Raw genomic sequence first — 22117 nt, 5'->3', positions numbered from 1 at the left:
ATATGTCAATCAATTTGACTTACTATCCATAATAATCGTAAAATAATATCATACCGATCGATATGAAAAGGGGACATCATTATGGCTCGAACCCGTGAGTTTGATGAGCATAAGGCTTTAGATTCGGCAATGCAGTTATTTTGGGAAAAGGGATTTGAAGCTGCCTCATTAAGTGATCTGACCGCCAAGATGGGCATTCAACGGCCAAGCCTGTACGCTGCATTTGGCGACAAGAAGCAGCTGTTTGAAGCTGCACTCCGCCAATATGCGCGGCAGCATGCTGCCGCTGCTAGAGCGATACTGAAACAACAGTCCGTGAAGCAATCGTTTCGCGATTATTTTGAAGGCGTAGTGGAAAGGGAGAATGGGGATGCTCCTAGCCGGGGATGCTTTTGCATTAATACGATGGTTGAGCTGGCGCCGCATGATCCTAAATTCGAGATTCTGACAAGGGAGCATCAGCTCTATTTATCTGCCCTCTTTCAAGAGACCATTGAACGGGGAATTTCTACTGGAGAGCTTAAGCCGGGAACGAGTTCAGTAGCACTGGCGCAGGCTTTGGTCGTTTCATTAATCGGATTGACGGTTATGTTGAAAGCAAAGCCCGACCGTTTATTTATCGACAACACTGTCAATGTGACGCTCTCTTTGCTCGATTAACACAACCAAAGAGCCTCACCCATTAGAACAACATTTTGACTTGATATCCGACCATAAAGAAGATTTCTCTGAGCAAAAAAGGAAATTTGGTTCTCATGCTCTGATAAACAGAGGTCTGGGTTGGTGAAGAATAAGCCTCCATGCCAAGATCCTTGGCCATGTGTACCGCGCGTTTCATATGAAGCGGATCGCTGACAATCGTTAACGTGCGCAGATGATTTTGCCGAGCAATTGCATAGGCATATTCCAGATTCTGCTCTGTGATGCGTGACTCCACCTCGAGAATAACATCGACTTCGGGTATTCCCTTCTGCACCGCATATCGCTTGGCGGCCTCGGCCTCAGAAATGGCATCTCCGTCTCCAATACCGCCTGTTGCAATAATTTTGGCGACATAGCCATTGTTATTCAGCCATATGGCATGATTCATTCGCTCCGCTAATACCGGCGAGGGCTCTTCTCTCCAAACGGCTGCTCCGAGCACGATGGCCGCATCGGATCGGACCCGTTCATTTTTGTCTGCAAACGAAACGATACTGTACGCCGTATACAGCAAATATAGGACAAGAATGAAGACAGCAGCCAATGCTCCTATCCGTAGTCGTCGAAGCATGCTGACTTTCCTCGCCTTCGTTCATAAATTTGAGACCAAATGAGTCCTGTCACTAGCGTATCACATCGCACAGCATCGTCCAACACGGAAACAAGCCCTCCCTTTACTAGACTAGAGGGAAGGCTTGTTTTACTTGCAGCTTTATTAGCTCGTCTGTCAGCTTCGATTACGAGCTTTTCCTCCCGGTAAGCAGGAGCAACACAAATGAAATAACAATAATGGCGCATGTCCAAGCCCAAGCCATCGAGAGATTCCCGGAATCCACCGCTACATAAATGGCAGTAGGAATCGTCTGCGTCTTGCCCGGAATGTTGCCTGCAATCATTAACGTCGCACCGAATTCTCCCAAGCCGCGAGCAAAGCCTAAAATAAAAGCGGTGCTAAGCGAACGGTAAGCAAGCGGCAGTGTAATGTGACGAAAGACCTGCCATTCGCTTGCGCCCATGGAACGTCCCGCATCCTCCAAATTTCGGTCGACGGAAGCAAAACCGGTCTTCATGGTCTGGTAAACTAGCGGAAATGAAACGACAATAGCAGCAACGACTGCAGCCCACCAGGAAAAAATAATGGGCGCTGAAAACAACCACTCGATAAACTCTCCAACCCAGCTTCTGCGCCCCAGCATAACGAGCAGCAAAAAGCCGACGACCGTTGGGGGTAGGACTATCGGCAACATAAACACTGTTTCTAGTGCCAGCTTCCCATTGAAGGACCGGCGAGACATCCACCAGGCAATAGCCACTCCGACAATAACCACTACGATGCTGGATAATAAAGCTACTTGCAGCGAAAGTTTAATCGGTGACCAAAACTCATTTCCGCTTAACAAATCCCTCATTAGTTAGAAATGGAGAAACCATATTTAACGAACACGTCCAATGCTTCTTGCGATTGCAAGTACGTATAGAACTCCTCCGCTTCCTTACTGTGCTTGGTTGCTTTTACGATGCCGATTGGATATTGAATAGCTTTGTAGGATGATGCATCCACTGTAAATGCTATTTTCACTTGCTCAGAGGTTAATGCATCTGTTTTGTAAACAAATCCTGCATCAGCGTTTCCGGTTTCTACGTATTGCAGTACTTGCCTTACATCTTTGGCTTGCACCGACTTCGACTGCAGGGCATCCCATAGGTTTGCGCTTGTCAAAGCTTCTTTGGCATAGTTCCCGGCAGGCACGCTCTCCGGAATGCCGATTGCAACAGTCTTCACATCTGCTTTCGTCAAATCGTTAACGCTCTCGATGGCTGTTTTCGCGTCAGTCGGGATAACCACCACAAGCTCATTTGCGAGCAAATTCACTTGCTGATTCGCGTCGATAAGCTCTTTATCGATGAGTGCGGTCATATTTTTCACAGCAGCGGACAAAAATAGATCGGCAGGCGCACCCTGCTCAATTTGCTGCTGAAGCGCACCGGATGCACCGAAATTAAAGCTCAATGTTATATTGGGATGAATCGTTTGGTAGGCCGTTTGAATTTCCTTCAGAGCATCGGTCATGCTCGCTGCTGCCGAGATCGTCAGCTCTACCGATTCAAGCGGCTCCGCGGTTGGTTCAGCCGTAGCTGTCGCTGTCGCTTGTGCAGCATTGCTCTCGTTGGCTTGCGTATTTTGTCCGTTGCCGCAGCCTGCTGCTACCAGCGCCACAATAACGAAAGCACACAAAAACATATAACCCTTCATCTTTTTAAACATTTGTTTCCCTCCTGTATTATATCTAGATATATCCTGATAAATCTAATATGAATTATACCTAGAATGCATTTGTTTTGTAAACTTAATTAACATAACGTTCATGATTCAATGTGATACAATGAGTTTTAGATTGAAACGGTATGATCTACTAACAAGGAGGAGTCACATGTCAAGCGACATCTCTTACACGACTGAAGAAATTGCGAAGCTATTAAAAATATCAAAGTTAACGGTATATGATCTTATCAAAAAGGGTGAGCTGGCCTCTTACCGTGTTGGCAAGCAGATGCGCGTGGACCCTGCCGATCTGGAAGCCTATAAACGACGGGCTAAGGGTATGCAAAGCCATGAACGCAGTCCCCAGTCCGGGCCGACCGCTGCGTACCAAGCCGTTGCTTCCCATAAAGGACCGCATCCGGTTGTCATAACTGGACAAGACCTTAGCCTTGATATTCTAGCCAAGCATATGGAGAAAAACATACCCGGCATACGCCCGCTGCGTGCTTACGTCGGAAGTCTCGACAGCCTGATTTCCATGTATCGTGGTGAATCCGATATTGTGAGTACCCATCTGCTGGACGGGGATACGGGGGAATATAATCTTCCCTATATTCGCAAGCTGCTCGTCGGCTCGTCTTATCTGGTGGTGAATTTGCTATCGAGGAATGCAGGCTTATATGTAAAACAAGGCAATCCACTCGCGCTCACAAGCTGGAAGGACCTCGGCCGTCAAGGACTGCGCCTCGCGAATCGCGAGAAAGGCTCTGGCGCCCGCGTGCTATTGGATGAACAGCTGCGCCTCCACGGCATTTCGGCAAACAAGCTAGCAGGCTATGAGCTAGAGCAAAACAATCATATTGGCGTAGCTTCCAAAGTAGCATCCGGGGAAGCCGATGTCGGAGTTGGCATCGAGAAAGCGGCCGCTATCGTTGGGCAAATTGATTTTATCCCGCTTATTCAGGAGCGCTATGATCTCGTTATGCTCAAAACCGAGCAAAATCAAGCATGGCTTGCTTCTCTTTTGTATATTCTTCAATCCGATGCTTTCAAGAGCGAGCTTCAAAATATAGCCGGATACGACTTGTCACTTACAGGCAAGATATTACTGGAAACGTAAAATAAAGGACTCAGGGCTTCTTTGGGTACAGATCTGATATGTGGTAGGGCTGAGTATCACAACAAATGGAAAAGAAGCTATTCGAGCTGCAGATAGCTGCTGCTCGAATAGCTTCTTTCGTGGCCCCATTAAGGAATTGCATCCCATATGGCCGAGAATGCGACTGGCTCCATCTCAAAAAATACAGAAGCGCCAGGATACTGCACATAGTTACCGTTGAACAAAAACAATGTAATCTCTGTCTGATCCGCCATCGTTAAGAACAGCACCTTCTGATTTTGCTCTCCATGATTATAAATCCCCTCATCATAAAGCTTTCCATGATCACGAGGAATTGCTTCATATAAGCTGTTCAAAAACGTACCAAAGCGATCATCCACTTTCAGCTCATGAAACGTTGATTTGCTATTATTCCAATTATCGTAATCCTGAGCCATCACCGTTGTTATGTTGTTCTTTAGCTTCATTTTCTCAAAAAGGTCCGCACCATTCGTTAGGGTAATGCTGTTCAGCCGCTCATAAAGCTCAGCATAATTGTTTCCCTCATGCTCTTGATAAGACATAATCCGAAAATTGCTATCATATCCCTTTACGGAAAAAACATCGGTGACGCCAATCGTTGACGCTAATTCCACATAGCTTTCATTGCCGCTGTATTCATCGATTCCCGCTTTCGTTCGGCCCAGCTTCTCCCCACGAAGCTTCGTTGCTGCCTCCGGCGTAATGGAAGAGGAACCCTGCATATAAATATTGCCTTTATACACGATTAAGCCCACCATATCTGCGATCTCAAGCGATTGCTTGGGGAGCTCAATCTTAGGAATCGTAATCGCATGTGGACTGACTTGTCCCGTAGCCTCCTTCTGACTATGGTCTACGCTTATCACTGATTCCAGCTTGTAGTCACTCTTCCTAGCTTCAAAAGAAATATAGCCAATACTTATGACGCAGAGTAAACTTGCTGCGAGATACAAGGGTCGTCGCCATCTAACCGGTGTATCTCCCTTCTCCAGCAGCCCTTGTGCCAATTGGTTCTGCAACTCGTTATCCGGTTCGAGCTGATCCATAATTCTTTTATAATCACTCTGTTTCATCCATGCTGCTCTCCTTCCAGATCAAGCTTTAACAGCTGTCTGCCGCGCTGTAGGCGCATTTTAACAGCAGATTCGCTGATTTGCAAAATGTCGGCAATCTGCTTTATGGCATAATCTTCATAGTAATAGAGATGGATGGTCATTTTATACTTGAAAGGCAGCTTCATGATGTTATCAAGCATCGTTCGATCCTCTGCCGTTTCAAACCATTGATCCATGTTCTCCAGCTTAACCACGCGCTTGCGCCACAGACTGCTCCGAACATTTTTGCAATGATTCGTCATGACTCTGATTAGCCACGCTTTCTCATGCTCCAGATCCTGGAATGCAGGCGCTTTATACATCAGCTTGATAAACGTTTCCTGCAGCGCCTCTTCCGCATCCTCTTTGCTGCCAAGATGAAGCAAGGCAATTTTGTAAAGCATGCTGCCATAAATTCTATAAGCAGCCGAGAAATCTTCGCCCGGCCGGAGCGAATTGCTACTCATGATGGTTTGACCTCCTTTTACCTTTAACACAAATAGGAAAGTCATTTGGTCACAAATTATTTTTCTCCTAATCAAACGGGTTGATTAGTTATCTCTACATGATGCAGATGAAGAAGCAGGGTGATTAGAATCTAGTGAAGAAGCGAAAAACACGAAGGTAAGGTTGAAGACGCGAATCGTAGAGTCGAAAACTTAGTCCGAAGCATTACGCATAATGCGCTGCTCATAAAATGAGAGGATATCCAGCATAAGCTTTTTGATAAATGCCAGCTCACTTCCGTCATATTGACTCAAAAAGCCCATAAATTGCTCCTGTGCTTTTTCATGCAATTTTTCGTGCACGGCAAACAGCTTCTTCCCGGTGGGCGTCAGCCGGAAGAAGATTTCCTTCTTATTATCTTTTAATTGCGTTTTGCGAAGCCAGCCGTGCTTTAAGAGCTTGTTCGTGACCTTTGAAATATTTCCTTTGCTCAATTCCATTTTCTCCGCAACCGAGGTCAGGTTAATAGGCTCATGCTGCCCGACACAAGCGATGACATGAATTTCCGTCATATTCATCGAACCTTCGATGGCTATCGTTTTGCGAAGCTCCTCCAGCAGCAATTCGCTTTCATGCTCCTCGAATTGCTCCATTTGATGGAAAAATTTAAGAAATAGATCATAAACGTACTCTTTGCTTATCTGATGCTGATCCAACAAACCCTTCCTCCTCTATGCAATAGCAAGCAAAAGCCTTATCCTTTGATGGGAAAGGCTTTTGCAGCTTGCTATCTTTCTTCTATCTCGTTTGCTAATAATTTAAGAAATAGGAACACCGCTTAAACTCGCTCCCTGTGCAAACAATCGTTTGAGGTGCTGCTCGACTGTCGGATCGGGAATTAACGGAGGCGCTTGGTGCGGTTTGATCCGGGCGTCAATGATGACATTGTCGCAAGCCCAATGCTTGTTTTCAAATGCGCTATTCACGCCATAAATATCATGTGACGGGTTGCTTCGCGTAAATGTCGCCCACAGAAAATTGTTGAGCTCAGCGCTTATAAACGGGCTATCGTCACAGACGATAATCATTGGGCATGATTCAAGCGCTCCCTTAGCTAAAATCATTTCGCTTAAAGCATCCATCTCTCGCTGCGCTTGTGCATAATCGGTAAATTTAGGCCCTTGAATCGCAATGATGCCTGGCATAACCAGGCTTGCTTGTTCAAATCCTTGCAAATCACCAAAAACCGCGGGAACCTGGCGGCATAATTCCCTCTTCTTATCTCCCGCCGCCGCAAAAACGACCTTGCTCCCGCTGTTTAATCCCGTTCCGGAGTAATCAAGCGTATCAATGGTCGTATTCGTATAAAAATGAAGATCGCGGCGAAGGTCCATGCGTTCCAGCATATAGGTTAAAAACGACTCCATCCGATGTGTACTGAGCGGCTCACTTTCTTCTGCTGCAATAAATAAGAACTTAGCCAAGCTGAGCTGTCCTGTTCCCAATATTCGATTGGCAATCGTCAAAATTTCAGCCGGCTGCTTCACTTTCTGATATGGCGTATAACGCTCGCTGCCAATGGCGAATAGAAGAGGATGTACACCTGCAGCATCTACCGCATGAACCTCCTTCACACCTGGAATCTCTTGCTTAATCGCGCTGCCTGTCAGCTCATGAATCAATTCACCGAACGAAGTATCCTCCTGCGGCGGCCTGCCCACGACGGTAAACGGAAAAATCGCGTTTGTTCTCGCATATACTTTGTGCACTTTCATGACCGGAAACGGATGCGTCAAGCTGTAATAACCCAAATGGTCGCCAAACGGCCCTTCCGGCTTCGTCTCGCCTTGATGAATTTCACCAGTAATGACAAAATCAGCATCATTGCTCACACAATGGCCATCGATATAGCTGTATCGGAAACGGCGCCCCGAAAGCAACCCCGCAAAGGTCAGCTCACTCATTCCCTCCGGCAAAGGCATAACAGCTGACAAGGTATGTGCCGGCGGACCGCCTATGAAAATACTTACTTTAAGCGGCTCATTTCGCCTATTCGCTTTGTCCTGATGAATGCCAATGCCGCGGTGGATCTGGTAATGCACGCCTACTTCTTTATTTAATTCATATTCGTTGCCGCTTAGCTGGATACGGTACATTCCCAAATTCGAGTTCATGATGCCCGGATTATCCGGGTCCTCCGAATAGACTTGCGGCAAAGTCACGAATGCTCCGCCATCCATCTGCCAGGACTTAATTAGCGGAAGGTCAGCTATGCTGATTTCGTGCATGGCAACCGGCATCCCATCGGACTTTTTCAATGGCAAAGCAGAGATGGCAGCGATTCCCGAACCGACCTGCTTAAACGGATTTTTTAATGCCTTCATCGGATCATTCCGCAAAGCGATCACGTTTTGGACCGAATCCCATGTCTGGCGGAAAATGAATTTGCTGCGCTCGATCGTTCCAAAGAGGTTGGACACCGAACGGAATTTTGAGCCTTTCACATTTTCGAACAATAATGCAGGACCGCCCGCTTCATATACCTTCATATGAATAGCGGCCATTTCCAAATGCGGGTCCACTTCTTCCGTTATTCGGACCAAATGCCCGTTTTTCTCTAAATCAAGGATACACTCTTCCAGACTTTTATAGATCATTTCAATTCTCCAATCCCTCTCTATGACAATCCCATTTATCAACTAAGCTTTATTATAACGTGACGGGTATGAAAAGGCATTATGTACGCTCCTCTATTATAATATAAAAATCCCAGAGCATAAAAATACTAGCCCCTCGCTTAATCATTATCCATTTTAATCCAAAAGTCCTAGATCCCTTTCCTATCACTGTGCGCTTAATGGGGCCTAAGCTGAAAGTAAACCCTCATTGGGTTCCGTATAAAACCCCATAATGACGCGGCTTTACCGCCTACTTCCGATCTAATCATTCTATATTTTGTTGTTATCGATCAAATATTTGATTAAATACTCCAAAATACTCTCATAAATATGGCAGAGGTGTAGTACAATGATTTCAGCCCTAAGGAAATTGTAAAATTGTCCATCCTAACACACCCGCTCCAGCCTCCAGCTCGACCCTACCGTTCCTGCACCATACCGCATGAGCCGAACAGCCGTTCATCAGGAAACCATCCAAACGCGAATCACGATATGAACTCTATAGAGTTTATATATACAAAATGAAACGAAGGAGGTTTAATCACCCGTTCATGCAAAGCAATAAAGAAGCGCCTAAAAATTAAAGCGCTTAAATGTAATGGCAATTTCATCCCCCCAATTTGAAGGAGGCTAATGCATTGTCTACTATTCGCTTATCAAAGGTAACGGTGAAACAACTTCGTACTTATCTTGCGGTTCTACTCATTACGGTTCTAGGATCAACGCTATTCTCCCAGCAGCTTTTTGCACATGGTTATGTTGAAGGACCTGCAAGCCGCGCCGCACTTTGCAAATCCGGTCAAAATACCGATTGCGGATCGATTGTCTACGAGCCGCAAAGCCTAGAAGCACCAAAGGGATTCCCTGCTGCTGGGCCTGCTGACGGCAAAATTGCCAGCGCAAATGGCGCGTTTCCTAAGCTTGACGAGCAATCCGCTACCCGTTGGGCGAAAGTGAATATGTCCTCCGGCCAAAACATGTTTACATGGAAGCTAACGGCCAATCACTCTACAGCCAGCTGGAAATACTATATTACGAAAACCAACTGGAATCCGAACGCCGCGCTTACGCGAGATTCCTTCGACCTGACTCCTTTCTGTTCCGTAAGTTACGGCGGAGCGCAGCCGCCATTCTCTTATTCCAACAGCTGTAACGTGCCTGCTCGCAGCGGTTACCATATCATTCTCGCCGTTTGGGAAGTCGCCGATACGGCAAATGCTTTCTATAATGTCATTGACGTTAACTTCAGTGGCACCAATCCTGTTGATACCCAAGCGCCTACCGCGCCGACTGCCTTGGCATCGCCAGCCAAAACAACAACCAGCGTCTCACTCGCATGGAACGCTTCTACCGATAATGTGGGCGTTACCGGCTACCGCATCTATAACGGTTCTAACATAGCAGCTACCGTATCCGGAACGACCCTTACTTATAATGTAACAGGATTAACAGCGAACACCGCCTATACCTTCCATGTAAAAGCTATAGACAATGCAGGCAATGAATCTAGCGCCAGCAACTCCGTAACGGTAACGACGAATGCGCCTGTGGGCAACGACACGCAGGCACCAACTGCCCCTGGCGGGCTTCATGTCATGGGTGCGCCAACCTCGAGCAGCCTTATGCTAATGTGGACGGCTTCGACCGACAATGTTGGCGTTACCGGCTACCAAATTTATCGCGGCGCTACCTTAGTCACTACCGTAGCCGCCAATGCGACGTCCTACACGGTTACGGGTCTTAGCGCAAGCACTACGTATACCTTCAACGTTCGCGCAATCGACGCTGCGGGCAACCAGTCCGCGGCTAGCACCGTAAACGGCACAACGGCTGCCGCTTCTACCGCTCCGGCGTGGGCTGCCAATACTTCCTATGCAATCGGAACGCTCGTAACCTACAATGGCTCCGTTTATGAGTGTCGCCAAGCTCATACCTCTCTGCTAGGCTGGGAGCCCTCTAACGTGCCAGCACTTTGGCTGCTGAAATAATAACAAGGATAATACAAACCGCCAAAGAGCTTTCTGCTCGTTGGCGGTTTGTCCCTCTAATTCCTTAAATAGATCGCTAGCTATAGCACCGTTAACTTTTTCTCTGCAGGCGTACGTGGCTTCCCTTTTGGCATTTTATCGAAATAGCCCATATGCAGCATCCCAACGACCTGTTCATTCGGTTGTATGCCCACACCCTCATGAAATAATGGAGATCGAATAAACTCCATCGTAGACCAAATCATGCCAAGCTCCTTCTCCCATGCCAACAGTTGAAAATTTTGAATGAGGCAGCTAACCGCCGCATAGTCCTCTTCTTGCTTGTGCCTGTCCTTGTCCACCTTCATGACCACGATTAAATGTGCGGGCACTTGATTCAATCGGGTTCTCATTAACTGCTTCACTTTTTCGGGAAGCAGCTTTATACGCTTCATATGGCTCATGGAATCGAGGATTAAGCGAGATACCTTCTCCTTCGCTCCCTCGCGCTCCACAACGATAAAGCGCCATGGTTCACGCATGCCATGGTTAGGCGCCCACACCGCATCGTTTAACAGTTGAATGATTAATTCCATTGAAACCGCCCGATCATTGAATTGACGGATACTTCTTCTTGACCGAATCGTATTTGCAATACTCATTCATTTCATCCTCCTTTGGAGTAGTCTTAAGCATAACAAACCACTTTATATTGTTTCATATGAAACAATATATTCAAATGTTTATCAGTTAATTTTATAAATCCGACCAATAATTGTTTCATATGAAACAATTTAAATATACTGCTTTCCTTCATGCTCGTCAATACCCGCGTTAGCGGTCAGGAAATAACCCCGAAGCGCAAAATTGCGCGGGGTTATTTCCTGCTTTGAAGTTCATTTTTTGGCCGACACCGGTTCAATCAACCCGTACTTGGTTTTGATGCGATCCAGCTTCTCTAGCATTGGCCGCGCAAGGATAAAGAGGAACATAACAGTCGCAATCGCATGCACCATATCGAACCAAAACCCTGAGACGTAGGAGGCGAGCAGCACTTCCCAGGAGAAATGAGAAGAAAACATCATGACCGATCCTATATTGATAATGCCCCCGTATACAAAAAAGGTCGATAAGCCACCAAAAAGGCATAAAGATAGCTTCGTCCTCTTCAGCAAGCCTTTCTTGAATAAAATGCCGGCTAGAAAACCGATAAGCCCAAAGCAAAACATTTGCCAAGGCGTCCACGGCCCCTGGCCAAAGAAAAAGTTGGATACGAAACCCGCGGTAGCGCCGACGAGAAAACCGGCTTCCGCTCCGAAGCTGACTCCAGCGATAATGACGATCGCGACGACGGGCTTAAACTGCGGAACCATAAAAAATGCCGAGCGGCCAGCGACCGCAATCGCTGCCAAAACCGCGATAACGATCAGCTCCCGCGCCTGCGGTTTACGCTTCTCGAATACGAGCGCAAATGGGATCATCGTATAAAATACGATCAACAAACTAATGAAATAATATTTGCGGTCCTCTAGCACAAAAACGCCAAGCAAAATCGTAGCCGGAATAACAACTAGAATAAGTACAGCGGACAGCCAGTTCCGGCGGCTTAAAGGCTGGCCCGTTATTTGCTTCTCAGACATAGCTCGATCACACCCTCAATGGTTACTCCTTCAGTCCAAATATGCCGAGCCATCCGGTTGGCAGCCGTCGTATAAAAGCTGTTGCCTGCAAAAAACTTGCGGGTTGCATTCGTTGTAATGATGCTTCCATCAAAAAACATTGAGCATAGCTCGCCATACTTTGCGCAAAATTCAACATCATGCGAAACCATAACGATAGTCACGCCGCCCTCATTCAGCTTTTGCAGGAAGACCGCCAGCTTCTCCTTGAAAAAGCTATCCAGTCCTTTGGTCGGCTCATCCAGCAGCAGTACCCGAGGTTCCAGCAGCAGCACTTTCGCCAGCGCCGCCCGCTGCTGCTCTCCGCCGCTCAAATCGTATGGATGCATAGCAAGCAAATGCTCCAGCTCCGCAAACTTTACGATGGAACGGATTTTCTCCGATTTTTCTTCCTTGCTTAGCGGCGTCTGGGCCAGCATTTCATGGAGATCTAGCTCGACCGTTTTTTTCACGAAAAGCGATTGCGGGTTTTGCGGCAGGAAGCCTATATTTCTAGTAAACAGCTCTTTCGCGCTTATTTTCGCCGGATTTTTGCCACCGATTAGAATTTTCCCCCGGTAGGGCTGCAAAAGCCCGCTGATCAGCGACAGCGTCGTTGATTTGCCCGTGCCGTTGCCTCCGACGATGCAATAAAACTGGCCCTCCCTCACCTCGAAGGACAAATCTTTTATGATATCAGTGCCGTTCTTCTCATACTTGAACCAAACGTCCTTGAACTGAATGACCGCTGGGGCCGATGCTTTTGAGTTTTCCTTGCCTTCCGGCATCGGAGCCGCTGTCTTATCGGCAAGAAAGGCATTCAGCCATTGCCGGCCTTCCTTGACTGTAATGGGAGCGATAGGCTCTGCGCTTACGCGTGCCTGGATTTGCATGGGGGAGGGCATCGACAGAAACATCGGGTGTTTCTTATCGCCTAGCGAAGCCCCAACCTGATTCGGCAAACCTTCCGCAATAATCGCCCCCGCTTCCATAACGATCAGACGATCGGAAAGCGGCAGGATGTCCTCAAGCCGGTGTTCCGTCATAATAATCGTAGTGCCCAGCTCCCTGTTGATCTTTTTGACCGTTTCCAGAAAGTCGGAAGCCGCAATCGGGTCCAGCTGGGAGGTCGGTTCATCGAGAATGAGCACCGAAGGATGCATAGCCATAATAGACGCTAGGTTAAGGAGCTGCTTTTGACCGCCGGAGAGCTCCGTTACACTCTTGTGAAACCAAGTATGGATGCCAAAAAAACTCGCCATCTCAGCCACCCGCAGCCGGATCGTCGCATTGTCGTAGCCAAGGCTCTCCAGGCCGAAGGCTAGCTCATGCCACACCTTGTCGGTCACAATCTGATTGTCTGGATTCTGGAGGACAAAGCCGATCTCTGACGCTTGCGTACGCTGGTCCATATCCTCGATAGGCTGGTTGCAGAAATAAATCTTCCCGCTTCGCTCACCGTGCGGTGTTAGAATCGTTTTCAGCTGCCTGAGCAGCGTGCTCTTCCCGCAGCCCGATTTGCCGCAAAGCGTTATGAACTCCCCGCTTGCGATCGTCAGGTTAATATGGGAGAGCGTCTCTCTTTCCTGTCCGGGAAACGAAAAAACTAAATCCTCGATTCGATACGTTTCCATTTCATATCCTCCACCACATTGATGATTACAGGCACCATGCATAGTCCAAAATAAGCGATGTAGACGGCGATGCTGCGCGGCGTTACCGCTAGCCATTTCACCGACGGAAAAAACCGTATCGTGTTCTCCCCCATCAAGGCACCGAACAATACGAGGGCAATTAATCCGATTAAAACAAGCATGACGCTTTGATCCCGGGCATCGAACCGAAACAAAGAAAAGCTTGTGCGCCCCGGCAGCCCGTAGCCTCGCGATTTCATGGAATCGGCCGTTTCGATCGCATTTTCGAGCGCCCAAGTCGTCATAATGGACAGAATCGTCATCCCGTTGCGCGCTCTGGCAAGCAAATTGCCTTGCGTAACATCCCTGCCGATACATTTTTGCGCATTCGAGATCACCTTGATCTGAGCCAAATACCTCGGAACAAAACGCAGCACCATCGAGAAAATCAGCGATAGCGCGGGCATGATTTTGCCAAACAGATAAATAAATTTATCCGAAGTCATTACCGCATTATAGCAGGAGAACCAGACGATGACCGTCACATACATACAAGCAGCAGATATCCCATACAAAATGGATTCCAGCGTGATGGGATTCCCGTTTTTTAAATAAAACAAGATGGTAACGCCCGCATGGTTAAACACCGGATTTAAGACCGCCGCAACCAATAATAACGGCAGCATGTAAAGCAAATTGAATTTGACCGCTTTTTTCCCATTAAGCATAATGGAATAGACAACGGCACTGATCAAGGAAGCGGCCTGCAGCACTGGATGCATAAAGACCATGCTAAACACGAGAATGGAAGCAAAATAAACAAAATTAACAAGGGGATGAAAGCTCGCGAACCGGTCCTTCATTATCCTTTGCTCCCCGCGGCGCCATTTTCCCCGCCAATATCTCTTCCTAAATCACAGGTGTACACCCAGTCGATGACATCGCCGTCCTTAAGCAGGTAGCGGCTGCTCCCGTAATTCGGAAACCATCCATTTACTTTGTACATCCAGCCACTCAGCTCGCCGCAGTCAAATTCATAGATATTGTTAATTCCTTCTATATAATTGCTGTTGTAAATGGGCGTCATTTCAAATTCCATGTGGATTTTGCTCTTTTTCATTTCCCTAAGCAGGACGTCAAACACAGACTCCCCTTCGTAAAAGGTAACCTTCTGAGCTTTATAAATAATGCCGTCTTCAGGCAGCACTTCCAGCTTGTCTTCATTGAACAAATCCATATTGTCCAAAATGCTAGCCGCCGTAACGGACAACGTCACCGTTAGCTTCTGGCTCTTATCGACGGTGGTGTCCTGCCATTCAACCGGCTTCGGCTTTCCTTCCGGCACTGGGTCCGTCAAATATTTATCCTTGCTTGTGTCCGGCTTAGCGGGTGTGCCTTTATCCGGCTTGCTTGTTTCCTTAACCGGCGCTTTGGTAGCAGGCGTTTTGCCTTCGTTCCCTGCTGCCGTTGCCGTCGGTTTTGGCGTTGCTTTATCGTCTGGCACGACAGATTCGTCCGACGTTTCCGGCTTCGCTGTCTCTTCTAGGTCTGGTGTAACCATAGGCTCTACCGCTGGCTTACTCGACGGTTCCGCGCTATTTGTTGCTGTCGCTTCTTCCCCCGCACTTGGTTCTATCGTATTGGAATGTTCAGCCTGTTCGGTGGACACTGGCTCAGCGGATGACTGTGCTTCCAGGCTGCTTTCATTCAGCTTTACCGAGCCTTTCGGATAATTGCCGCCCCAAAAGAATGCAATCGCCAATACCCCGATAACCACAATCGCGGCCAGCCACTTTTTTTTGCTCATTTCACCCATTCCCTCCTTAAATAACTAAGCAAGGGTCCACTAGCTACCCTTGCTCAGCATCCGATTTAATGGTTATTTCACATCCGTCATATCATAAAGACGCGTTTGCTTGGTCACGAACCGATCATAAGCGACCAGTGCATAAAACGCCTGATCCGATGCCATGAGGTCCACTTCCCCGGGCTTCGCCCCGCCATTATCGACGCCGCCTTGCTTCACATGGTAGAAGCCGCCGCCAGCCGCAGCGTAGCCGAATAACGCTTCAACAACCGAGTGGCCGTTTTTCACAAATCGCGCATCTTGCTGCGGATCAATGCCAAGTCCGGATAAAGCTACAACGACCTGCGCGGCGCTCTCCGAATTGGCAGAGCCTCCGCTCGCATAACCGCCATCCGCTTTCTGAGCTTTCGAGAGCCAGTCAAGGCCGCGGTCGACGGCAGCTTTGGCTTTATTATTCGTTTCGTAATAAGGCGTCAGTCCTTGGATGACCATCGATGTAATATCCGGGTCCGCTACCTCGGCATTCGCCCCTAAAGCCCAGCCCCCGGCTTTAATTTCCCTGTTCAAAATAAAATCGACAAGCAGCTCCCTTGTCGTCTGCGTCTTTACGCCTGCCACGACAGGAATCTCGTAATGCTTGCTGTCAAGAGCAATCAGCGCGAAGATCGGTCCGTTAATGCCTTGCTTGATTACCGTTTCGTAATCAGCGAGCGGTTCTCTAAGGTTATAACCCGCTACGTCATCGATGCCTTTGCCAATGGCTGTCAAAGCCAAAATGACGCGGTCATACTCCGTATATTTAACATTATGCAGCTTGCCTGCTTTTTCCTTCAATGTTTTTTCTACGTTAGCGTAGTAATTGGCATAATATTCATCCGGAATCTTTACGCCTGAACGGGCCAGACCGAGTACGGTCCACTCCCCGCCAACGCTTGCTATAACCGGATTCGCCACAGCCTTCTGCATAAAAGCAGCCGTCGCTTTTATCTGCTTCGTTACCGCTTCGTGCTTGCTTGGATCGCTATTTCCTTCACTCGGCTTGCTAATAATCTCAAAATCATATGCTCTCATGGCTACTACGGCAGCCATTTCTCTGGTTACGAATGCTTTTGGTTGGAATTGGTTCTGGTCGCCCTGCATTAATTCAGAAGCGACGATCGTTTCGATATCGGATTTGGCCCAAGCGGATGCTGCTTCGATATCTTTGATGTTGGCGGCCGGTTTAGCCGGCTCCAAAGCCAATGCCCTTGCAAGCGTTGCTGCCAATTGCTCGCGCGTAATGCTTGCCTTCGGATCAAATTTTCGGTTAAACCCTGTCATATAGCCCGCATTGGAAGCTGCTGTTACGTAAGGATAGAACCAATCCTTTGCCGTTACGTCAGTGAAGCTGCTGGTTGCGTCGGCCTTGACTTCTAGATTCAGAACAGCAACAAGCATCTTGGCGAATTCCGCTCTGGTCACGGTTGACTTCGGATTAAACTTCCCATTGCTGCCTTGAACGAAACCGTTGTGCGTAGCCTTACCAATCGCGCCAGCAGCCCATGGGGAGATGGCATTGGCATCGGAGTATAACGATTTTATATCCACGTCATTTTCCGCATCAGCTGCATAAGAAAGATTGACATTCGCAGAGAAGATAGACAAAAACAGGCTTCCAACCAACAGCCACGCAAGAAATGGTTTGCGAATTTTCATAAATAAGTCCCCTTTCTATTTAGATAGATAGTCAGACACAAACAGCAACCGCACAGAAAAAAACCTCTCAACAGGAATTGTTAAGAGGTTTAATAGAGTATACAGTCACATTTTGCATGCACTAATAAACACCTTCCTATCCATCGTAGAGTTCATGGTGTATTAAAAACAGGCAGGTCTTCTGGCTCAGAATCATCGCCCTCGCAGCCTTCCCGGTTTCCCAGTGGCATTCTTGAAAGGGCTCCTCTCTTACAGTGGCGGGACCGCGCAGGAATTTCACCTGCTTCCCTTTTAACCAATCCATGCTTTTATCGTTTAAACGCATCGTTGGCACCTGTTTTTCATATTAAATTATCTTGCTCATCATATCGAATTATGGCCTGTTTGTCATGTTAAACTTTTAATTTTCAATACTTATCAGCTTCATCCCCCCTACGCAGAAAACGCCTCAATTATATCTTTATAATCCCCTCTCAAATTACTTCCATTATTTTCCGATGAAGTGATATGATAAGATGGTTATTTTTTCAATGAGTTGAGTTGAAAGGAAGTTGGTATTTTGCGAAAAATTTTGATTGCCATGTTTTCGATATTTGTTTTTCTCTCTGTTCCATCAATTAACGACGCTGCAGCACCCATCAAAGTGTATATTGACGGTCAACCAATTAAGTTAAGCAATGAACCTGTCATGGTGAGTGGGACGGTAATGGTACCATTCCGAACGATTTTTGAAAAGCTGGGTTTAACAATTACTTGGGATCAACGCAGCCAAACCATTACGGGTAAAAAAGATGGTCTAGACATTCAACTTATCATTGGACAGTCGCAAGCGCGCGTTAACGGACAGTACAGAAACTTGTCTGTCGTTCCTATGGTGATAAGAGGCAATACCCTCGTTCCTCTAAGATTTATTGGGGAAGCCACCGGAAATGACGTAACATGGAAAAAAGCTGATCATGCCGTTTCGATCACAAGTCCCTCTCTGTATCTAGAAGGCAGACCATCGGAAATTAAGATGTTCCCTGGGCTCATTACGCAACTAAAACCAGTATCAGGAAAAATAGACTTGCAACGTGTAAAAATAATATGGACATCCTCAAATGACATGGTAGCTACGGTTAATAGTGAAGGTCTAGTCACGGCAATAGCTAATGGAAGCACAAAGATTACCGGAACTGTCAGTGAAGGCAACTCCGTTTCTTGTACGATCCGTGTTACCAACCTGCAAGCATCCGATGTCCGAATCAGCAAATCTTCTGTATCAATCGAGGCTGGAGAATCGGAGCAAATGAAGGTGGTTTTAAACGAAAAAGAAAACCAATCAGTGGACGCGATTGGTTATAAGGTATTATGGACAACCGATGACAATAAAATAGCTACGGTCGAAGAGGGCTTAATAACTGGCGTTTCAGCTGGATCGACAGTTATTCAAGCTTTTATCGGCAATCAAATCGTCTTAAAAAGCAACTTGATCGTTCGTGAAGCCAAGGTGATAAGTGTTGAGCTTTCCGACTCAATAATTGAGATGAATGCAGGTGCTACTAGACAACTCTTAGCTACTGTCAACCCAAGTCATGTCAAAAACTCTAAAATCATATGGCGATCTGATAATTCTGAAGTGGCTTTGGTAGACGGAAATGGCATTATATCTGCTGTTTCTCCTGGAAAGGCAACCATAACAGCCACTGCTGAAGGAACGAAGCTATCCGATCAATTAACCATCAACGTAAAAGAGAAACTAATCACTCTTCAAGATGTTATTAACGAAGGCAGCATTCAACTATTTGAAGCATTTTTAAATCAGAATTATATTTCGTTACCTTCAGCACTCGGTGATTGGAATCCGCGATTTCAGGTCACAGGCTCTCCAGGATACAAAGTATATATTCGCATTGATTGGATGGGACCGGCACCACTAACTTTGGATCAGGACTATCCGGATCTTGAAATTGTACAATATGGCAGAGTCATAACAAGCGAAGAAAAGTTACAAACGAAAAATAAGCTTCGGGACTTCCAAATGCAAATTGCAACTATGGCAGAACAAGTTTTCCCAAGCGCCCCTATCTATGGAGAGTTCTATTCTGGCTTTTACAAATATCCATACCTACGCGTCGGTTACAATTACATCAAATTTCTAGGTTGGTCTAACTTCGATAAAGACACTCAAGCCAAAACAAACTTTCATTGGGATCCTACTGATAACAATTTCAACTTTGTAATTGATCAGCCAATTCGTAAAGTGTCCTATTATGATGAGAGCACAGGAACTACTTACGAAAACGGTTCCGTGATGGGGAAGCTTAGCCTAAAAGTCGGCGAAAGCAAAACATTAAATCTAGTTATCGACCCAGAGGGAAATAACCGACTTGGGCTGGATTACGGTCAAATGGGATTAAAGTTTTATTCCTCAGGTTCTATCATTTCCGTTGACAGCAAAGGTATGGTTACCGGACTTAGAAAAGGAACTCAGAGCATTATGGTCTCATACCATTGGAACGCCTATGTCACCCAATATATTAGTGTAAATATTGAATAAGTAAACAATCGATTACATAGAGGAATGGCGGAACAGAGCTAATTTTACTGTAACGCCATTTTTTATTTTCAATCCTATTTTGCATAAAGAAGACTAACCCTAATAGCCGTCATAATGCGAACCTGAAATTACATAACCAAGTGACGCTCTCCCCTCTAAGCGAAATCCAGTTTCATTGCATGGAGATCGGGGCATGATCTGGGTGAACAAGGACTTTCTTGCTTCGGACATGGCCTAGGTTAAAAGTTAGCAGCATCTCCTCACTCGATCGAAGTCCCCTAAGGTCGTGGAGCAACTCACTTTCCGTCCTTGTTTGAAATTGTAATTTTATATTGATGTTCACCCGCTTCGGCTGCTTGCTTAGCCCAAATGAAAAATCTGGAAATGTGACATCAGCATTTGGATCAGTCTCTGTTGTTCCTGTGTTCGCATTTGGCCAGAACTCCCTCATTTTTGAAAATTCCTCCTGTTTCATAAGAGATATAGGTTTCTATAACCTCAAGTTCGAGGATTTTTTTCAGTAGGTGTTTCAATGTGTCATTACTTGAAATTTATACAGAATCAGAATAGGTTAGCCAGACAAGCATCGTATCCCCCGCCAACGATCCTAGACCAAGGTCCTGCCAAATTTCAGCCCGGAGACAAATGCCGAAGCGAAGTGAAACTTCTATACTGGTAACAATATGATCCGGAGAGGAATACGAAGATGAAAAAACAAAATGCATTTAAAGCCTGGAACCTGCTTATCCTGTCACTGCCCAAAGGAATCATTGCGTTTGTCGTTGCCATTGCGGGGATATGCGTCAGCTTGCCGCTCGCCATTCTATGGATTGGATTGCCTATGCTGGCACTGACCTTTGCTCTATGCCGGGGGTTCATGGAACAAGAAGAACAACAAGTCAGCCGATGGATGCGGGGCAGTGATCCGCAGCATTCAATCACAAACCATCCGGCGGCGCTCAAATCCGAAGCTTCATCGTCGTTCTTCTCCTTACTCAAGGACGGACGCTCCTATCGCAGTATCCTGTATAGCCTGGTACAGCTTCCTATCAGCATTGCAGCTTTTACGATCGCTGTCGTTTTGCCGATTACGGCCTTTGCCGTTATGCTAGCTCCCTTAGCCTATAAAATCAGCGAATCATTCTTCTCTTATGAGCTTGATACGTTTGAATGGGTGAACTACCCGTTTTTCACAGAACTAACCTCCTATGAACGGTCATGGGTAGCTGCCGGCATAGGTTTGGTGCTTGTATTGCTGCTGCCGCTGATTCTGCGCGGCCTCGGAAGGTTATATGCGGCATGGATTCAAGCGGTTTCCCACGCATAAGCGTTTCCACTCGAACACCTAGTTAGTAAAAAAGAAAAGCTGTTCCTGCGATTCAATACCGCATGGAACAGCTTTTTATTAGCTTACTCATGTCATACTGATTACTCAGCTGTTACCGTTTCTCCCTGCAAAGGAGTCATGCCGTTCTTCCAGTTAATATTCAGCGAGAGGGACGCAAACAAATCTGCGCCATCCGATACCTGGTAATGAAGATGAGCTTCGCTGGAATTGCCGGAATTGCCGAGCAGCCCGATTTCATCGCCGCTTTTCACTTTGTCTCCTACCTTTACCGTAACGGAGCCTTTCTTCAGGTGGGCCAGCACACTATACTCCCCGCCATGATCAATGACAACCTCATTGCCTGCGGGCACCTTTTCGTTCATGACACCTACGGGCTCGTTATCCGGTACGTCATTGACGACGGCGACTACGGTTCCGTCCGCTGGCGCAAGTACGGGCTTGCCGAAAGCGTAGTAACTTTCATTTTTTAGCGGGTCACCCTTATAGGAATAGCCGTCCTTGTTCTGTATAATGTCATACGCATACCGCTGGCTTTCATGCTCATAATGATAATTGACAAGCTCGTTGCGGCCACCCCAGAAAATAAACCATTCCCCTTTCAGAGGGAAATCAAATGCAGTCTTCGTCAAGCGGTTATCCGTTTCCGGCCAATCCGAAAGCGGCTTAGCCTGCAGCCCCAAAACGACTCCTTCTTCATCGAATACGGCTGTCATTCCCATTTCCTCAGAATCACTAATCCATGAGCGGTAGTCGCCCCCATTAAGCTGCATGGTCGAAGCCTGCTTGAACGAGCTGATATCCTTCAAAAAATCATTAGACATGCTCACAAAATCGGCTTCGCTCACTTGCTTTTTAAACTCATTGCTAAATCCGGCGTACACCTCCGTATACTTGCCGTCAAGCAGAGCTGCTGGCAAATCCTCAGGTTTGATCCTGTTAACCTCCGTGCTCGTTGTTTCTGCCGGTACCTCCGTGGTCACTGCTGGTTTGTCCGTTGCCACTGCCGAATTCCCTCCTCCGCATGCCGTTAAGAGCGCTGCAAGCGCACCAGCCGCCAGTACCGTTTTGCTATAATAGAGCACATTCCATTTAATCTTTCCGTCTGTTCTCTTCACTTCCGCACCTCCGCTTATATGGATGTCTT

Annotated in this window: 19 protein-coding genes and 1 riboswitch; of the genes, 5 read left to right on the top strand and 14 right to left on the bottom strand. The window is 46.8% G+C overall.

All coding sequences use genetic code 11. The features are described from left to right. The first annotated feature begins 81 nt into the window (after positions 1-81). Positions 82-660: a TetR/AcrR family transcriptional regulator gene (locus tag E0496_RS26955; protein WP_141504906.1), complete on the top strand. Its 579-nt coding sequence runs from the start codon at positions 82-84 to the stop codon at positions 658-660. Positions 661-682: 22 nt separating this feature from the next. On the opposite strand, the gene E0496_RS26950 is transcribed toward E0496_RS26955, so the two are convergent. The 3 genes from E0496_RS26950 to modA form a co-directional block, all read right to left on the bottom strand. Beyond that, on the bottom strand, positions 683-1273 hold the full coding sequence (locus E0496_RS26950) for a YdcF family protein (protein WP_141504905.1): 591 nt from the start codon (positions 1271-1273) through the stop codon (positions 683-685). 166 nt (positions 1274-1439) lie between these two features. After that, positions 1440-2111, bottom strand: coding sequence for a molybdate ABC transporter permease subunit (gene modB, locus E0496_RS26945; RefSeq protein ID WP_141504902.1), 672 nt, complete (start codon positions 2109-2111; stop codon positions 1440-1442). After that, positions 2111-2968, bottom strand: coding sequence for a molybdate ABC transporter substrate-binding protein (gene modA, locus E0496_RS26940; protein ID WP_141504900.1), 858 nt, complete (start codon positions 2966-2968; stop codon positions 2111-2113). The genes modB and modA overlap by 1 nt, the downstream gene beginning before the upstream one ends. Before the next feature lie 166 nt (positions 2969-3134). Here modA and E0496_RS26935 point away from each other — a divergent pair, with 166 nt between their 5' ends. After that, positions 3135-4085, top strand: coding sequence for a helix-turn-helix transcriptional regulator (locus tag E0496_RS26935; protein WP_141504899.1), 951 nt, complete (start codon positions 3135-3137; stop codon positions 4083-4085). Between the two features lie 128 nt (positions 4086-4213). Here E0496_RS26935 and E0496_RS26930 read toward each other — a convergent pair whose 3' ends face one another. The 4 genes from E0496_RS26930 to E0496_RS26915 all read right to left on the bottom strand — a co-directional run bounded on the left by E0496_RS26930 (position 4214) and on the right by E0496_RS26915 (position 8304). Continuing rightward, the gene (locus E0496_RS26930) at positions 4214-5179 is read right to left on the bottom strand and encodes a hypothetical protein (RefSeq protein WP_141504897.1); all 966 of its coding nucleotides are present in this window, start codon (positions 5177-5179) and stop codon (positions 4214-4216) included. Further along, positions 5176-5667, bottom strand: coding sequence for an RNA polymerase sigma factor (locus E0496_RS26925; RefSeq protein ID WP_141504895.1), 492 nt, complete (start codon positions 5665-5667; stop codon positions 5176-5178). Before E0496_RS26925 ends, E0496_RS26930 begins: the two co-directional genes overlap by 4 nt. Before the next feature lie 192 nt (positions 5668-5859). Continuing rightward, a complete protein-coding gene (locus E0496_RS26920) occupies positions 5860-6363 on the bottom strand; it encodes a MarR family transcriptional regulator (RefSeq protein WP_338325882.1) in 504 nt (167 codons plus the stop codon). Positions 6364-6465: 102 nt separating this feature from the next. After that, positions 6466-8304 carry a UbiD family decarboxylase gene (locus E0496_RS26915; protein ID WP_175598123.1) on the bottom strand — a complete coding sequence of 613 codons (1839 nt, stop codon included), beginning with the start codon at positions 8302-8304 and terminating at the stop codon, positions 6466-6468. A 659-nt stretch (positions 8305-8963) separates the two neighbouring features. Here E0496_RS26915 and E0496_RS26910 point away from each other — a divergent pair. Then, the gene (locus E0496_RS26910) at positions 8964-10313 is read left to right on the top strand and encodes a lytic polysaccharide monooxygenase (RefSeq protein WP_141504893.1); all 1350 of its coding nucleotides are present in this window, start codon (positions 8964-8966) and stop codon (positions 10311-10313) included. Between the two features lie 80 nt (positions 10314-10393). Here the strand turns inward: E0496_RS26910 and E0496_RS26905 are convergent, their stop codons facing one another. The 6 genes from E0496_RS26905 to E0496_RS26880 form a co-directional block, all read right to left on the bottom strand. Then, positions 10394-10954, bottom strand: coding sequence for a nitroreductase family protein (locus E0496_RS26905; protein ID WP_141504892.1), 561 nt, complete (start codon positions 10952-10954; stop codon positions 10394-10396). Positions 10955-11188: 234 nt separating this feature from the next. Next, entirely contained in the window at positions 11189-11932 is a 744-nt protein-coding gene (locus E0496_RS26900) for an ECF transporter S component (protein WP_141504890.1), read from the bottom strand. Continuing rightward, a complete protein-coding gene (locus tag E0496_RS26895) occupies positions 11914-13584 on the bottom strand; it encodes an ABC transporter ATP-binding protein (RefSeq protein ID WP_141504889.1) in 1671 nt (556 codons plus the stop codon). Before E0496_RS26895 ends, E0496_RS26900 begins: the two co-directional genes overlap by 19 nt. Further along, entirely contained in the window at positions 13557-14447 is an 891-nt protein-coding gene (locus tag E0496_RS26890; protein ID WP_141504887.1) for an energy-coupling factor transporter transmembrane component T, read from the bottom strand. Before E0496_RS26890 ends, E0496_RS26895 begins: the two co-directional genes overlap by 28 nt. Further along, entirely contained in the window at positions 14447-15391 is a 945-nt protein-coding gene (locus E0496_RS26885) for a DUF4430 domain-containing protein (protein WP_141504885.1), read from the bottom strand. The genes E0496_RS26890 and E0496_RS26885 overlap by 1 nt, the downstream gene beginning before the upstream one ends. 72 nt (positions 15392-15463) lie before the next feature. Next, the gene (locus E0496_RS26880; RefSeq protein WP_141504883.1) at positions 15464-17086 is read right to left on the bottom strand and encodes an S-layer homology domain-containing protein; all 1623 of its coding nucleotides are present in this window, start codon (positions 17084-17086) and stop codon (positions 15464-15466) included. Positions 17087-17240: 154 nt separating this feature from the next. Beyond that, positions 17241-17439: riboswitch (cobalamin riboswitch) on the bottom strand. 206 nt (positions 17440-17645) lie between these two features. On the opposite strand from E0496_RS26880, the gene E0496_RS26875 reads away from it, so the two are divergent. Further along, complete coding sequence (locus tag E0496_RS26875) at positions 17646-19625, top strand: Ig-like domain-containing protein (RefSeq protein ID WP_141504881.1); 1980 nt, start codon at positions 17646-17648, stop codon at positions 19623-19625. A 706-nt stretch (positions 19626-20331) separates the two neighbouring features. Further along, positions 20332-20952, top strand: coding sequence for a sensor domain-containing protein (locus E0496_RS26870; RefSeq protein WP_141504879.1), 621 nt, complete (start codon positions 20332-20334; stop codon positions 20950-20952). A gap of 101 nt (positions 20953-21053) precedes the next feature. On the opposite strand, the gene E0496_RS26865 is transcribed toward E0496_RS26870, so the two are convergent. Further along, a complete protein-coding gene (locus tag E0496_RS26865; RefSeq protein ID WP_241675009.1) occupies positions 21054-22088 on the bottom strand; it encodes a peptidoglycan DD-metalloendopeptidase family protein in 1035 nt (344 codons plus the stop codon). Positions 22089-22117 lie beyond the last annotated feature (29 nt).

The organism is Paenibacillus luteus (genome assembly GCF_006542765.1).
GTDB classification, from domain to species: domain Bacteria; phylum Bacillota; class Bacilli; order Paenibacillales; family Paenibacillaceae; genus Pristimantibacillus; species Pristimantibacillus luteus.
The sequence above is the reverse complement of the archived record's forward strand: the minus strand, read 5'-3'. Positions and strand labels throughout refer to the sequence as shown.

Coding starts and splice junctions, on each gene's coding strand:
- E0496_RS26955 (WP_141504906.1), top strand. CDS start 82: ATGGCTCGAACCCGTGAGTTTGATGAGCATAAGGCTTTAGATTCGGCA.
- E0496_RS26950 (WP_141504905.1), bottom strand. CDS start 1,273: ATGCTTCGACGACTACGGATAGGAGCATTGGCTGCTGTCTTCATTCTT.
- modB (WP_141504902.1), bottom strand. CDS start 2,111: ATGAGGGATTTGTTAAGCGGAAATGAGTTTTGGTCACCGATTAAACTT.
- modA (WP_141504900.1), bottom strand. CDS start 2,968: ATGTTTAAAAAGATGAAGGGTTATATGTTTTTGTGTGCTTTCGTTATT.
- E0496_RS26935 (WP_141504899.1), top strand. CDS start 3,135: ATGTCAAGCGACATCTCTTACACGACTGAAGAAATTGCGAAGCTATTA.
- E0496_RS26930 (WP_141504897.1), bottom strand. CDS start 5,179: ATGAAACAGAGTGATTATAAAAGAATTATGGATCAGCTCGAACCGGAT.
- E0496_RS26925 (WP_141504895.1), bottom strand. CDS start 5,667: ATGAGTAGCAATTCGCTCCGGCCGGGCGAAGATTTCTCGGCTGCTTAT.
- E0496_RS26915 (WP_175598123.1), bottom strand. CDS start 8,304: ATGATCTATAAAAGTCTGGAAGAGTGTATCCTTGATTTAGAGAAAAAC.
- E0496_RS26905 (WP_141504892.1), bottom strand. CDS start 10,954: ATGAGTATTGCAAATACGATTCGGTCAAGAAGAAGTATCCGTCAATTC.
- E0496_RS26900 (WP_141504890.1), bottom strand. CDS start 11,932: ATGTCTGAGAAGCAAATAACGGGCCAGCCTTTAAGCCGCCGGAACTGG.
- E0496_RS26895 (WP_141504889.1), bottom strand. CDS start 13,584: ATGGAAACGTATCGAATCGAGGATTTAGTTTTTTCGTTTCCCGGACAG.
- E0496_RS26890 (WP_141504887.1), bottom strand. CDS start 14,447: ATGAAGGACCGGTTCGCGAGCTTTCATCCCCTTGTTAATTTTGTTTAT.
- E0496_RS26885 (WP_141504885.1), bottom strand. CDS start 15,391: ATGAGCAAAAAAAAGTGGCTGGCCGCGATTGTGGTTATCGGGGTATTG.
- E0496_RS26880 (WP_141504883.1), bottom strand. CDS start 17,086: ATGAAAATTCGCAAACCATTTCTTGCGTGGCTGTTGGTTGGAAGCCTG.
- E0496_RS26870 (WP_141504879.1), top strand. CDS start 20,332: ATGAAAAAACAAAATGCATTTAAAGCCTGGAACCTGCTTATCCTGTCA.